Annotated in this window: 12 protein-coding genes; 7 read left to right on the top strand and 5 right to left on the bottom strand. The window is 59.0% G+C overall.

Features of this window, described 5'->3' with window-relative positions; translation table 11 throughout:
* Positions 1-61 precede the first annotated feature (61 nt).
* From ACW55A_RS06465 to ACW55A_RS06450, 4 genes are all read left to right on the top strand, one after another.
* Positions 62-1,156: an SMP-30/gluconolactonase/LRE family protein gene (locus ACW55A_RS06465; RefSeq protein ID WP_498810648.1), complete on the top strand. Its 1,095-nt coding sequence runs from the start codon at positions 62-64 to the stop codon at positions 1,154-1,156.
* Between the two features lie 108 nt (positions 1,157-1,264).
* Positions 1,265-2,101 (top strand): DUF1206 domain-containing protein, encoded by an 837-nt coding sequence (locus ACW55A_RS06460; protein WP_498810649.1) that lies wholly within the window; start codon positions 1,265-1,267, stop codon positions 2,099-2,101.
* A 205-nt stretch (positions 2,102-2,306) separates the two neighbouring features.
* Positions 2,307-4,292: a methyl-accepting chemotaxis protein gene (locus tag ACW55A_RS06455; RefSeq protein ID WP_003432937.1), complete on the top strand. Its 1,986-nt coding sequence runs from the start codon at positions 2,307-2,309 to the stop codon at positions 4,290-4,292.
* An 18-nt stretch (positions 4,293-4,310) separates the two neighbouring features.
* Positions 4,311-5,231, top strand: coding sequence for a substrate-binding domain-containing protein (locus ACW55A_RS06450; protein WP_058396782.1), 921 nt, complete (start codon positions 4,311-4,313; stop codon positions 5,229-5,231).
* A 97-nt stretch (positions 5,232-5,328) separates the two neighbouring features.
* Here the strand turns inward: ACW55A_RS06450 and ACW55A_RS06445 are convergent, their stop codons facing one another.
* Positions 5,329-6,273: a DNA/RNA non-specific endonuclease gene (locus ACW55A_RS06445; RefSeq protein WP_003432935.1), complete on the bottom strand. Its 945-nt coding sequence runs from the start codon at positions 6,271-6,273 to the stop codon at positions 5,329-5,331.
* A gap of 208 nt (positions 6,274-6,481) precedes the next feature.
* Here ACW55A_RS06445 and ACW55A_RS06440 point away from each other — a divergent pair, with 208 nt between their 5' ends.
* Both ACW55A_RS06440 and ACW55A_RS06435 read left to right on the top strand, forming a co-directional pair.
* Entirely contained in the window at positions 6,482-8,095 is a 1,614-nt protein-coding gene (locus ACW55A_RS06440; RefSeq protein WP_498810650.1) for a methyl-accepting chemotaxis protein, read from the top strand.
* A gap of 162 nt (positions 8,096-8,257) precedes the next feature.
* Complete coding sequence (locus ACW55A_RS06435) at positions 8,258-10,054, top strand: methyl-accepting chemotaxis protein (RefSeq protein ID WP_455807689.1); 1,797 nt, start codon at positions 8,258-8,260, stop codon at positions 10,052-10,054.
* Between the two features lie 45 nt (positions 10,055-10,099).
* Here ACW55A_RS06435 and ACW55A_RS06430 read toward each other — a convergent pair whose 3' ends face one another.
* Entirely contained in the window at positions 10,100-10,471 is a 372-nt protein-coding gene (locus ACW55A_RS06430; protein WP_003367147.1) for a PH domain-containing protein, read from the bottom strand.
* Between the two features lie 213 nt (positions 10,472-10,684).
* Between ACW55A_RS06430 and ACW55A_RS06425 the strand changes: the two genes are divergently transcribed.
* Positions 10,685-10,990, top strand: coding sequence for a DUF6482 family protein (locus tag ACW55A_RS06425; protein ID WP_003367149.1), 306 nt, complete (start codon positions 10,685-10,687; stop codon positions 10,988-10,990).
* Positions 10,991-10,996: 6 nt separating this feature from the next.
* On the opposite strand, the gene ACW55A_RS06420 is transcribed toward ACW55A_RS06425, so the two are convergent.
* From ACW55A_RS06420 to ACW55A_RS06410, 3 genes are all read right to left on the bottom strand, one after another.
* A complete protein-coding gene (locus ACW55A_RS06420) occupies positions 10,997-11,398 on the bottom strand; it encodes a RidA family protein (RefSeq protein WP_003367150.1) in 402 nt (133 codons plus the stop codon).
* A 63-nt stretch (positions 11,399-11,461) separates the two neighbouring features.
* Positions 11,462-13,438 carry a DNA topoisomerase III gene (locus tag ACW55A_RS06415; protein ID WP_058416759.1) on the bottom strand — a complete coding sequence of 659 codons (1,977 nt, stop codon included), beginning with the start codon at positions 13,436-13,438 and terminating at the stop codon, positions 11,462-11,464.
* Between the two features lie 170 nt (positions 13,439-13,608).
* Entirely contained in the window at positions 13,609-14,436 is an 828-nt protein-coding gene (locus tag ACW55A_RS06410; protein ID WP_032609424.1) for an HDOD domain-containing protein, read from the bottom strand.
* Positions 14,437-14,484: the final 48 nt, after the last annotated feature.

Here is a 14,484-nt window from a genome sequence, read left to right as displayed (position 1 = left end):
ATCTTGTAGGATGACGTTCGGCCGCAAGGCCGGCGCCATTCCAAAAATAACAAGGAGACGCATGATGGATTTCTCAACCTCAAGCCCCGCTCTGGAGCCAAGCCGTCGGAGCTTTCTGAAAAAATCGCTGGCCGTTTCAGCAACCGTTGCCGCCATCGGCGCATTGCCGCGTTTTTCCAGCGCTCAGCCGCTGACCCAGCGCTATCCCGACCCGTTGGTCCGTGTGCTGGATGACAGCTTTACCGACATACGAATATTCAATGCGAGCGTCGAGAAGCTGGCCAGCGGCATGCGCTGGGCCGAAGGGCCGGTGTGGATCGGAGACGGTCGCTACTTGCTGGTCAGCGATATCGCCAACAATCGCATCATGCGCTGGGACGAGGTAACGGGTGAGCTGTCGGTGTACCGCGAGCACTCGAACTTTTCCAATGGCATGTGCCGCGACCGTCAGGGTCGGTTGCTGGTTTGTGAGGGGTCGAGCACCACCACCGAAGGGCGGCGGGTGACGCGTACCGAGTACAACGGGCGTATCACCGTGCTGGCCGACAGCTTCGAGGGCAAACCTTTCAATTCGCCCAACGACATCGCCTGCAAACGTGATGGTTCTATCTGGTTCACCGACCCTACCTTTCAGGCCGAAAGCAATTATGAAGGTCAAAAGGTCAAGCAGGAGCAACCCTTCGGCGTCTATCGCATAGACCCCTCGAACGGCAAGGTCTCCAGGGTTATCGATGATCTGGCCGGTCCGAATGGTCTGTGCTTTTCGCCGGACGAGAAAACCTTGTATGTGGTCGAAGGGCGGGCCAAACCCAATGGCCTTATCTGGGCTATAGCGGTCAAGGAAGATGGCACGCTGGGCGAACGGCGCAAGCACATCGAAGGTCTGGACTACGCGGCCATCGACGGCATCAAGTGCGACGAAAGCGGCAATCTGTGGTGCGGCTGGGGCGGCAATGGTGACCCCAAGGCGGACATGGAGAAACTCGACGGCGTGCGCGTGTTCAACCCTCAAGGCAAGGCCATCGGCCACATCAGCCTGCCCGAACGCTGCGCCAACATCTGCTTCGGCGGGCGAGAGGGTAATCGGCTGTTCATGGCCAGCAGCCATTCGCTTTATTCGGTGTTCGTCAACGCGCGCGGTGCCACGTTTGCCTGACGGCGTGTGACCCGATGACGGCGAATGGCATGACGCGTCGTCAATCGGGTCGAACCCCTCGGGCTGTGCCCGGTCTGTTCCTGTAATCACTTTCAGGGATAGTTAATTATGTCGGCGCAACGCGGCCTTGTTCTACTTGCACGGGGCTGTTATGCCGCCCGTGGTGTTGTTTATCTGATTATCGGTCTGTTCGCGGTACTGGCGGCGCAAGGCTCCTCGCAGCCTGCCGACAGCCACAGCAGTCTTGAAGCGCTGTTGAGCCAGCCATTCGGCGGTGTTCTGGTCGGGGTAGTGATCGTCGGCCTGCTGGCATTTGCGGCATGGCGTATCTTGCAGGCTACCCGGGACGTTGATCATCATGGCCGCGAATTCAAAGGGCTGGTGATTCGCGGTGGTCTGTTGGTGGGCGGCTTTACGTACGGCGCACTGGCGTTCTTCGCCCTTGGCCTGCTGGTCAGTGGGCTGAAGAGCTCCGGTGGCTCATCGGACGGTGGTCAGGCCAAGGACCTGCTGGCAGCCATTCTGTCCTGGGATCACTCCAATCTGCTGGTCTACGTGGTCGCCCTGGTGCCCCTGGGGTTGGGCATTGTGCACATCATCAAGGGCTACAAGGCTTCCTTCGAGAAGTATTTCGAGGCCGACGAGGACGTCATGAAGTACGTGCGTCCGGTATCGCGCTTCGGCTTGATCGCCCGGGGCGTGGCATTCATCGAAATTGCCGTGTTACTGGCGGTAAGCGGTTCCAGTTATCAGGCCATGCACCCGCCGGGCATGAAGGACGCGCTCAACGGTTTGCAGGATTTGCCCGCAGGTGGCCTGGTATTGCTGATTGTGGCGCTCGGGCTGATTGCGTTTTCGGTGTACAGCTTCGCGCAGGCGGCCTGGCGCCGGATCAATATGGACGTGCCTGACGCGCCGGAAGCCGTGGCGCGTCATTTCCGCTGATCACCATATTTGATAGAGGACTGTTTGACGTCTCAGGTCAGGCAGTCCTTTTTAGTGGCTCCTGCCAGTAAAAAAACGTGACCTACTTCTCAAGTCGCCCTTGGCGCAGCCGACATTCTCTTTAGCGCTCCGATCATTTTCCGGACTGACGTTCTCGACGCGGGCCCGGATCAGATTCAGCGCAATAAAAATAAAGAGGATAGCCATGACCATTCTTCAGCGAGTGATCGGTGGATTTGCTGTGCTGGTAGTACTGCTGCTTGCCATGGCAGGTATCAGCTATCAAAGCACCCATTCCATAAGCGATCGGATCAGCGTCATCACAGGGCAGTCCGCACCCTTGAGCAGGGCGGCGAGCGAGCTTTACGTGCATGTGCTGCGCGCCAATCAGGCACTGCTCGGGATCCTGGTCAGCAATGATCCCAGACAGATCGACGATGGCAAACAGCCCTTCAACGACAGCATGGCTCGGTTCAATCAGCTGCTGGACAGCACGCCTGCCTATATTGGCGATCGTTCCGAACTGCGCGACAACCTGAACCAGCAGCGCCAACTGAGTGCTGCCTATGCCGAGCAGGCGCAGACGCTGATTGCCAGCCATCGACAGCACGTTCTGCAGACAATTCAGAGCCGAGTGTTGCAGGGCTACAGCAACAGTCAGGGCGCGCAACTGACCGGTTATCTTCGTGACTACATTGCCCGCGAGCGCAACGCCGGTTCCGCCGAAACTGTGGCAGCGGGGGAAAAGCTTTTACTGGAAGTCGGCAAATCCTACGAAGGTCTGGCTGCCCATGCCGCCACACCGAATATTCAGGCCTTGCAGCGCGTGCTCAACCTGCAGGATGAGGTGATAAGCACCCGCACACGGGAGCTCATCGCAGCCGACCCGCGTGCTGGCCGGATTGCCGGCGTGATGGTCAACCGCCTGCTTAATGATCTGACCGGCAGCGACGGCGTTTATCAGGCCTACAGGCAGGAAGCGGCGCTCGCCGAGCAGGTCGACAAACAGCGCCAGGCAGCGGAAACCCGTCTTCAGGCAACGCTGGACAAGATTGGCGAGTTCGGCAATCAGTCACTGGCGGTGGCCAATGAGGCCAAGGCCGGGGCGGATTCGACCATTGCCACCAGCCTTAGCCTGTTGCTGATCGCCTGCCTGCTGGCCGTCATGGCGGCAGCGATCATCGGCACATGGGTCGCCTTCAGCCTGCGTCGCCCTCTGGCGGCGTTTCGCGAGGTTTTGAAGACTCTCACCGGTGGCGACATGCGGGTACGTTTCGACGTTAGCCGTCGCGATGAGTTTGGTGAGTTGGGTGGTTATCTCAATGAATTCACCCAGTCGTTGCAACAGACGTTTCGTCAGTTGATCGGGTCGGCCGATACCCTGGCGCTGACCGCCAGCCAGAACGCGCAGATCAGTGAGCAGACGACCCGCGTGGTCGACCAGCAAAAGGATCGGCTCAACTCTGCCGCGTCAGCCATGAATGAAATGGAAAGCACGGTCGAGGAAGTGGCCCGTCGGGCTCAGGACACACGCGGCGCGGTGGACAGCACCAGTGAGCTGACCGGAAAGGTGCAAAAGCGTGTGGCTGAAACCATCGTCAACATTCGCCAGCAGGCTGAACAGGTCAACAAGGCGTCTGCGGTGACCGACGAATTGCAGAAATACGGGCAGAACATCGACGGTATCGTCGACGCCATTCGCACCATTGCCGAACAGACCAACCTGCTGGCGCTCAACGCAGCCATCGAAGCGGCGCGGGCTGGCGAGCAGGGCAGGGGCTTTGCGGTGGTGGCCGATGAGGTGCGCTCGCTGGCCAGTCGCACACAGACCTCCACCAGCGAGATCCAGGAAATGATCGGCCAGATGCAGAGCAAGATCCATTCGGCGGTAGAGGTGATGAACGAAAGCCAGATCCAGTCCGACCATTGCGTAACACTGGCCTCCGGCGCTGATCAATTGCTGGTGGAAATGGGCGAGGCGGTGGATACGATTCGCGACATGAACATTCAGATCGCTGCGGCCACCGAGCAGCAAAGCGCAACGGTGCAGGAGACCAGTCGCATGGTCACGCACATCAACGATTCTGCCCAGCAGGCCGCCGACGGTGCCGAGCAATCGGCAATCAGCAGTCAGGATCTGTCGAAAATGGCCAGGGATCAGCGCGAGCTGCTCCATCATTTCAGCGTTTAACGCCCCGGGAGTCAGAACATGAAACAGTGGTTATCGATTTCCCTGAGTGCGAGCCTGCTGTTCGCTGGCCTGGCGCAGGCAGCAACGCCGCTGATCGGTGTAGGCATGGCCAAATACAACGACAATTTCCAGACCATCCTGCGCCACGGCGTGGAGAAACAGGTAGCCCTGCTGGACGCCGACATTTTCATGGAAAACGGCCAGGACGACGTGGAGCTGCAGATGCGGCAGTTTCGCAATCTGGTGAACTCGAAAGTCGATGCCATCGTGGTCGCGATGGTGAGTGGCAAAAGTGCGCCGGAAATGATGCGTCTGGCCAATGAAGCCAAGGTTCCTCTAGTATTCGTCAACCGTAATCCGGAACCTGCCAAATGGCCTGCGCTGACGGCGTTCGTCGGCTCTGACGAACTGGAGTCCGGCACCCTGCAGATGGAAGAGCTGGCCCGCCGCGCCAATTACAAGGGCAATGTGGTGATTCTGGTCGGCGACCCGAGCAACAAATCATCGGTCATGCGCACCGAGGACGTGGAGAAGGTGGTCGCCAAGTACCCGGACATGAGGGTCGTGCAGAAGAAAATCGGCAACTGGGAGCGCAGTCAGGCTGCGACCATCGTGATTGAATGGGTCAAGCAGGGCGTGGACTTCTCCATCGTCGCCGCCAACAATGACGAAATGGCCATTGGGGCAATCATGGGGCTGGAAAAAACCGGCAAAAAGGCGGGTGATTATCTGGTGGGCGGGATCGATGGCACCCCGGACGGTTTGAAGCTGATGGCCGAAGGCAAGATGGCGGTGAGCGTGTTCCAGGATGCGCTCGGGCAGGCCAACGGCGCAGTGGATGCCGCGATGCGCATGGCGCGCGGCGAAACCCTGGCGTCCCCGGTCATCTGGGTGCCGTTCAAGCTTATTACTCCGGAAAACCGTCAGCAGTTCGAGTAGTGTGCAGGTTACAAACGTGTGGCGCTGTGCGTCACACGTTTGTGTCCTTGCTGCACACTCGGGATCGAACGTGGAGTAGGCCGCGCTTACCGGCAAGTCAGACCCGAATATCCTGTGGTCCGCGGATCTGGGCTTCGATGCGTGTGCCGGTCAGGCGCTCTTCGTTGGAGAAGCCGTCGTAGCTGGACAGATCGCCAAAACGGATACCGGTGAGTTGCTCGATCTGCGCCACGCTGCGTTGCCAGGTTTTGAGCGGGCCGAACATGATGTCCAGCTTACCCAGCTCGCGGGTCTGGTCGATCATATAGGCGCTGGCCGAAGGCTTGCCGTCATCGCCGAGAAACGCCACGACTTTCCAGAATGCCGAAGGGATTTTGACATTGCGGTAGCTGCGGTCGTCGTCGCGCAGCACGGGGCCGGTAAACACCGTTACCCGTGACTTCCAGCGTCGTGTGTTGTCGAGAATGTAGTCCTCCAGCTCCAGCCAGGTCTTCTGATTGAACGCACCCATCTGCGGCGAGCAGTTGGTGAAGTGGAAGGTATCGCTGTTGGCAACTTCGGCTTCCTTGCCCCAGTTAGGGTCCTGACGCCGAACCAGATGGCCGCGATCCAGCAGGTTGTCGGCGTACACACTTTCGCCAATCTGCGCCTCGGCGGGCAGGCGACCGTCAAATGCCCAGGAATCCTTGCTGCGTTTGACCTCTACGCTGTTGGCACCATCAATGTTGACGCCGACATACAGCGCCAGACGCCGACTGCGCGACATGGTGATGGAAAAGTGCGTGTAATCGAGGCGATTACCGGTGTTCTTTAACGGGTAGACATCAGGCGCAAGTTCTTCGTCGGTGGTCGGCCAGGGCACGATGAAATCACCAAGGAAGTTCTCGGCGTAGCCGGTGCGTTTTTTCAAGTCGCTTGCCGGTGTAGTGCGTGGTGCGGCCAACGCCTGAGGTTCCAGCAGCGTGGTAGTCGACGTCAGCGGTTTGAGGTCGGCAAGGCGGGGCCGGTAGGCGAGATCGATGGCGAACTTCTTGTCAGGCACGGTGCTGGCTCCTGTGTGTGGATTGAATGTCCTCAGTTCACCATAGACGCGTTACAGAGCGGCGTCAGGCCTGACGTTCAACGTGATCGTCTGCGGATTCGGCAATATCCGTTAAATAAGCTTAAGTATCTGGCAACGTGCGTCGATAAGCTCTTGAATAAGAGCAATCCGCAGCTCACGTTATTTCATTGACCGGAGGGGCTACAGGATGTCGATAAAACTACGTCTGTTCTTGCTGATAGGCACCAGTGTGCTGACCGTCATGATCATCAGCCTGGTCAACTACCTGGGTAATACGCGCATGGAGGCGGCGATGCTCGACAGTGAAGTCAGCATGGCTGCACTGGGCAATCACCTCGAAGCCGACATGATGCACGATGCGCTGCGCGCCGATGTGCTGTCAGCGATGCTGTTCGGCCTGGGCAAGAGCAACAGTATGCGCGACGAAGTGCAGGCATCCCTCAAAGAGCATGCCGCGCTGTTTCGCAAGGTCGTGGGCGATAACCTGCAATTGCCGCTCACTGATGCCATCAAGGCAGAGCTGAGCAGGATAAAGCCAAGCCTCGACGCTTATATCAGCGCAGGCGAGCGAATTGTCGGGCTGGCCATCGACAGCCCGGACCGCGCGCAGCAAGAGCTGGGTACTTTTTCCAGTGCCTTCACGCAGTTGGAGGGGCAGATGTCGAGCTTGAGTGACCTGATCGAGGACAACGCCAAAGCCAGCGGCGAACGCACCCGTCAGACCACTCTTAGTGCCAATGTCACCTTGTTAGTCGTGCTTTCGATCAGTATTTTGCTGCTGCTGGTGCAGGGGCATTGGGTGACGCGCAGCATCATGATCCCGCTCGCGTCCGCCAGCCGTATTGCCGACAGTATTGCCCATGGCAACCTGCGCGAACCCATCGCCGAGTCAAGTGGCCGTGACGAAGCCAGCATGCTGATTCGCAGCCTGGCGATCATGCAGCGTGACCTGCGCAGCATGATCGAAGTGGTGCGCAGCAATGCCAATGACGTCAGTGGCATGAGCCGTCAGCTCAGCAGTGGTTGCCATGAGGTGGCCGACAGCAGCCGGCAACAGAGTTCAGCAGCCGGCACCATGTCGGCGGCGACCAGCGAGATGACCGCAAGCATTGAAGAAATCACCCGACATGCGGGGCAGGCGCTGGATATGGCCAGTCAGGCAGAATCCCTGGCCAAGAACGGCGGTAAGGTGATCCATCAGGTGGTCAGTGACATGGACAGCATTGCCCGTTCGGCACAGCAGTCGGCTCAGGTGATCCGCACGCTGGACAAGGATTCGGAAGGCATCTTCAATATTATTCAGGTCATCAAGGGCATTGCCGACCAGACCAACCTGTTGGCGCTCAACGCGGCCATCGAAGCTGCCCGCGCTGGCGAGCAGGGCCGTGGTTTTGCCGTGGTGGCCGACGAGGTGCGCAGCCTGGCAGGGCGCACCAGTGCTTCCACTCAGGAAATAACCACCATGGTTGCGCGCATTCAGCAGAGCACCCGCGAGGCGGTTACCAGCATGGAAGCCGGTGTGGCCCAGGTCGACAAGGGCATGGCGGTCACCGCTGAAGTGGAGCGTGCGATCAGCGATATCCTGGATGCCACATTGAGCACCACGCAGTTGGTCAATGACATCACCCGTACCATTGGCGAGCAGAGCCTGGCCAGCAACGAAATCGCCCATCAGGTAGAAATGATTGCCAGCATGTCCGAGGGCAATAGCCGTGTCATCGGCCAGACAGCCAGTACCACTGATGAACTGTCGTTGATGGCCGGGCAGCTTTCACAATCGGTTGATCGCTTTCAACTGTGATATCAAATTGCCCAGCTCTGCAGTACTCTGCGGCGCGAAAAGCGCCGCGAGCTGTGTGGTCGAAGTTTTTCCGCCTCCGCTGAAGGCGAACGCATTAAAGCTTTGGTCGCGACAGACGTTAACCATCGCACAAGAATCACCCTTGTACCCAGGAGCAGGAAAATGCAGACGTTAAAGGCTTTGTACGAGTCAGTTGAAAAGCAGTTTTTCAACACGCTGACCAAGAAGCTATCAAGCCTTTTCCTGCTGGTCGTGGTCAGCGCCTTGCTGTATTGGGTGGCGCTGAACATTCGTTCCGACATCATGCTGCAATTGCGCGGCACGCAAACGGACCCTGCCGCGCTGGGCGTGATCCAGAGTCAGCTCGATCTGCTGAGCAACGCAATTCTGCTGAGCACCCTGTTCACGCTGGTCATGGTCAGCTTCATGGTGTGGTATTTCCGCCACCTGATCGTGCGTCCGGTGATGTCCATGACTCGCGCGCTCGAAGAGGTCGCCAGTGGCGAAGGTGATCTATCAAGGGATCTGCCGCTGCTCACCCATGATGAAATTCGCGGGCTGGCCAGTACCTGCAATCTCTTTCTGGCCAAACAGCGCGAGATCATCAGCAGCATTCAGGGGCTGACTGTGCAGATCGCCGTCGAGTCGGCGCGTTCGCTGAAGAACATCAGTGACTCCAGCGACAGCGCGACCGATCAGGCACGCTTCGCCAGAGAAGTGATGGACCAGAGCAATATGGCAGTGGGCAGCATCGAGGATGTTTCGCAGCAGACCCAGGGTATTTCCAGCACCACTGCGCAGAATCTGAGCATGGCACGCGACTCTTACGCCGAACTGCTTGAGGTGACCGGCAATATCAGCCAGATATCCACCAGTCTCAACGAGTTCGGTGGGCTGGTCTCCGGCCTGAATGAGCGTTCATCAAGCATCAAGTCGATTGTCGGGCTGATTCAGCAGATTTCTTCGCAAACCAACCTGCTGGCGCTCAATGCGGCCATCGAAGCGGCGCGTGCGGGGGAGAGTGGTCGAGGTTTTGCGGTGGTGGCCGACGAGGTGCGCACGCTGGCGCAAAACGTCAGCAAAGCCACTGACGACATCTCGCGCAACATCGACGCGATGCTTCAGGAAGTCAGTTCCACACACGAACAGACCATCCAGATCAGCCACAGCGCCCGTGAAACCCAACTGGTGGTGGAGCGCGCATCCGGCCATTTCGAGAGCATGATCGGCGATTTCGAGTCGACCAACGACAAGCTCGCCGACATCGCTGCACACATTCAGCAGTTCGCCTCTACCAACACGGGGATCAATGAACGGGTAACGCGGATCTATTCCGATAGCCAGGCCATCGATCAGCGCATGCAGCACTCCGCAACGGCTACTCGGGATCTGTCCAGTGTGGCTGAGCAAGTGCAGGCGCTGCTGGGGCGTTTCGTGCTTGGGCATGGCGAACTGGATGCAGCGATCACTCGCGCCAGTCAGTGCCGTGACATTCTGCAAGTACGCCTGGCCGAGCTGCACAAACAGGGCGTCAATCTGTTCGATCAGAGTTACAAGCTGATTCCGGGCACAGACCCCAAACAATACACCACCGGTTACACCGAGCGTTTTGCGCAAGTCTGCCAGGAAGAATGCGACAAGCTGACCAAGGGCACACGCGGCGGCAAGGTCACCTTCATCGTCGACAGCAAAGGCTATTGCCCGGTCAACAACAGTTGGGTATCGCAAAAGCCTACCGGCAACCGCGAAGTCGATCTGCCGGTGTGCCGCAACAAACGCATGTTCTCCGACCCGATTGGTCTGCGCGCCGCAGGCAACAAGCAGCGTTTTCTGTTGCAGACTTATTTGCGCGATACCGGAGAGATCATGACCGAAATCGATGTGCCGTTCTTTTTCGAGGGGCGCCACTGGGGCAACTTGCGGATGGGCTTCGACGCAGCGCTGCTGTTGGGCAAGTGACCTAAGATGCCAGGGCCTGCGCCATGCGCAGGCTGATGGCGTTTTTCAGCCCAGAAGGTGTTGGGAGATGTACCTGGATATCTGAACGATTGAGGTCTTGCCGGTGAATTCGAATTTTACCTTGCCGACCGCCGAGAAGTAGATTTCCAGTTCAGAGTCCAGGTCGAACGTACCCGATGTCTCGACCGACCACGCCACGATGTTCTTGTACGGCAAGGAGGTGAAGTCCTTCTTGCTGCCTGTCAGCCCCTGGACGTTGACCGCAATGATGCGTTTGCTCGTGAACACTACGCCATCACGCATGGACTTGTAGGCATCGATAACCTCTTCGCCGTCGAGCAGCAGGTCCTTGACCCGGTCCGCGTATTCGTCATTCTGTTTGAGTTTGAAGAAGCCCTTGTTGTTGAAGTCGATCATCTGTCTATCCTTGAATATCTGTTCGGGGGGGGGTACGCGACGTGCGCAGCCGGGTGTCCGAAGCCGCCGCAGAATAACATCGCTCAACCTGTCTCATGTATTTGCGACATGGATATTCAGGCTGGCCGTCCCCCAAACGACTGAACGTTTGCGCCAATAAAAGCTCCATTTTCAAGCGGCGCTGATTTCCAGAACGCCACCGGAGGTGTGACTTTGAACATTCAAGACCTGACCAAACATGTAAAGGATCAAACGGTTCGTGAACTCGATCTGATCTCCATGGAAGGCGGTTCCTACGTGCTGCACGCAAAGCTCGAGGGCAAGTCTGTGCCAGTGGAAGATTCGAGCGGAAAAACCCTGCACGTTGCTTCGGTGGAAGAGGCGCGCAAGGTGCTGTCTTCGGTCTCTGACGTAAAACTGTTCATGACCCAGGCCGTGGCGCATGACGAAATGGTCGGTCTGGACGATGTCCAGGCACAAACTTCGCGGCACGAGATACCCTTGCGCTCGAGTCTGTGATGTCGATCAGGCGTTGTTGCGCCTGATCGCAACGCACTTGATTTCGAGCAGCAACCCGGGGTGCGCCAGTTCGGCAACGCCGATGCAGGTCCAGGCGCACTGGCCACGCGGGAATATGCGGTTTTTTACTTCACGAAAGACCGCCATGTGTTCGCTCATGGCGACATGGTAAGTCGTCATGTCGACTATATCCTCGAAGGTGCAACCGCCCTCGGCGAGCACCGTGCGCAGATTCTCCCAGCAGGCGATGAACTGCGCCTCCGGGTTGAGGATGACTTCCATATCCCGCGTACGCCCCACCTGGCCCGCGCAGTACAGGGTATCCCCAACCCTGACCGCAGGTGCATAGCCTGCACGGTCCATGATCGACTGCATGGTGGACGGAATGATGAGCTCTCGGTCTGACATGTTGTAACACCTGTTCGTAACGCTTGAATGTGCAATGGCTGATCTGGTTATCGCTGTTCCGGCCTACGCCTTGGCGGCCGGTCTGGCAGCGCGCCGCGGCTTTTTCGCCGCAGTATCCGTCGTGGCGGTGGAGGTCTTGGCGGGCCGTTTAGTGGTCTTGCGTTTTTTCTTCCAGGGCGGTGTAACGCCTGCCGGGCTGGCTGGTCCGCTGATACTCATACGCATGCCGACGCAACGGCTGACCTGTTTGCTCATCCACGCCGCCTGTTTGGCGACGAACTCTTCAAGGCTCATTTCGCCGCTCTGGACCATGTCCAGCGCCTGTTCCCAGATGGCGGTGGTGCCCGGATCGGCGATGGCACGGGGCACGGCGTCGATCAGGCTGAAGGCTGCCGGTGCTGCGCACAGCGACTTGCCTTGCTTGGTCAGGTAGCCACGGTCCAGCAGGCCTTGAATGATCCCGGCGCGGGTGGCTTCGGTGCCAATGCCGGTGGTGTCCTTGAGCTTCTGTTTGAGCAGCGGGTCTTCCACCAGTCTGGCGACGTTCTTCATTGCCTTGATCAGGTCTCCCTCGGTGAACGGCTTGGGCGGCTGGGTCCAGAGGTCCTTGAGGATGACCTCGGCGACCGCACACTCGCAGCCCTGAAACAATGCCGGCAACGGCTGCGGGGCAGGCGCTTCGCGACCCTTGACCGGGGCCAGCGCTTCGGGCATCGCACGCTTCCAGCCTGGCTCGACAATCTGTTTGCCCACCGCACGCAGCGCGTGGCCTGCACAGTCGAAGTCAGCCTGGGTGCGATCGAATTCGTGGTTGGGCAGAAACTGCGCGAGGTAACGCGCCCTGATCAGGGTATACACCGCTCGCGGTTTGCCGGTCAGACGTTCTACGCCGCGCACCGCCGCGGTGGGAATGATGCCGTGGTGGGCTGTCACTTTGCTGTCATTCCAGGCCCGTGATCGACGTTGTGGGTCGAGGTGCGGCGACAGGCCTGCCAGCGCAGGGTCGGCCTTGCACAGCGCCGCGATAATGCCTGCGGCCTCACCATGCTGACTGTTCGGCAGGTACCCGCAATCGCTGCGCGGATAGGTGATGACCTTGTGGGTTTCATACAGGGACTGGGCGATGTCGAGGGTTTCCTGCGCGCCGAGCCCGAGCTTCTTCGAACAGATTTCCTGCAGGGTGCCCAGGTCAAACGGCAAAGGCGCCGCTTCGCGAATGCGCTCGGTGCGCAGCTTGACCAGTCGTGCGCTGGCCGCGCCGCGCATGTCGTGCGCAGCCTTTTGCGCAAGCGCCTGGTTCAGGCAACGGTCCTGGTCGTCGCAGGCATCCGATGGTGCGCGCCACTGGGCGATGAACGCCTGATTGTCATGCAGCAGCCTGACGTCGATAGCCCAGTAGGGCGCCGGGACGAAGTTGGCGATGCTGCGATCACGGTCTACCACCAGTCGCAGGGTCGGGGTTTGTACCCGACCTACTGGCAACACGCCCTGATAACCGGATTGTCGACCCAGCAGTGTAAACAGGCGACTCATGTTCATGCCGATCAGCCAGTCGGCGCGTGATCGACCCAGCGCCGAGTGATACAGGCTGAACGTATCGGCACCGGGCTTGAGCGCCGCCAGCGCCTTGCGGATCGAGGCGTCATCCAGTGCCGACAGCCACAAACGCTGAATCGGCCCGCGATAGCGACAGTGCTCGATCAGTTCGCGGGCGATCATTTCGCCCTCACGGTCGGCGTCGGTGGCGATCACCAGTTCCCGGGCTTCACCCAGCAGCCGCTTGACTGCCTTGAACTGGCTGGCGGTTCTGGGCTTGACCAGCATTTTCCATTTTTCCGGCACGATGGGCAGGTCTTCCAGTACCCAGCGTTTGTAACGTGCATCGTAGGCGTCGGGCGGGGCGGTTTCCAGCAGGTGGCCGATGCACCAGGTGACCGTCGCATTGGCACCCACCCAGCAGCCGTCGCCACGCCGGGTTGCGCCGAGCGCAGCCGCAATGTCTTTGGCCTGGGAAGGTTTTTCGCAGAGAAACAGCCGCATGACTACCGTCGTCGATTACCGGTGCAAGGGCTGCAAGGATGAACGTTGAATGCGTAGCGGGCAAGGTTTATCTGTATGGATATACAGATAAACGCGCTATACGGCCTCAAAAATGGACCGCCTGACGCCATGCCCGCATACGCTGGTCAGCCTGGAGAATTGCTTTTGGTTCAGTTCAGTAATTCGGAGAACGCCTTGTCTGCTTCCAGCACCGCCGGCAACCCGGCAAACAGCGCGTCCAGATCGATGCCTTCCATCAGCGGACCGCCTGACGCCTGCTGCGCCTGAGGTGTCGCGCCGCCGTGGGCCTCCAGCGCATCCGAAATGGTAATGGCCTGGGCGACGATCCTCGGCAGCGATGCGTCAGCCGGTGCCCTCATCGGCGTTGCCTGATAGGCGATAGCCTGTTGAATAACCTTGGGCAAATGCCAGCGACTGGCCAGCTCTGCACCGACTTCCGGGTAGCTGAAACCCAGTTGCAGGGTTTCGCTGGCCGCACGTCCTGGCGTCCCGGCTTTGGCGGCGTTGTTCAGGCGTTCGGCAACATCGGGCGCGCCGGTCTGGATCAGCAACTCACCGATGTTATGCATCACCCCGCAGGTAAAGGCTATTTCAGGATCGGCGCCCGTCTGTTTCGCCAGCATCCGGCAGATTCCTGCTACCTGAAAGCTTTTCAGCCAGAACCCCTTGAGATCAAAACTCGGCCCGGCCTTGAATGCACCGGTCACTGCCGAGGCCATCACCAGCGTACGCAGCGTATTGAAACCCAGGCGCATGGCCGCGTCTTCGATACTCGAGGATTCCCTTGAGCCGCGAAAGCGCGCCGAGTTGGCCAGACGCAATACCTTGGCCGCAATCACCGGGTCTTTCTCTATATTGCGCGCAATGCTTTCCAGGTTCGAAGAAGGATTGTCAAATTGCAGCATCAGATCCTGAGCCACTTTGGGAATACTCGGGAGGCTATGCAAACCGTCAAAAAGTTGCTCGATACTTGGCATGGCGAGACCATCCTGTGCAGGGCGGGGGATGATTTCAACCATAGCCAG

It is taken from the genome of Plantibacter cousiniae (nom. nud.) (assembly GCF_977070315.1).
Note: the sequence above shows the minus strand (reverse complement) of the source record. Positions and strands in the feature narration are given on the sequence as shown.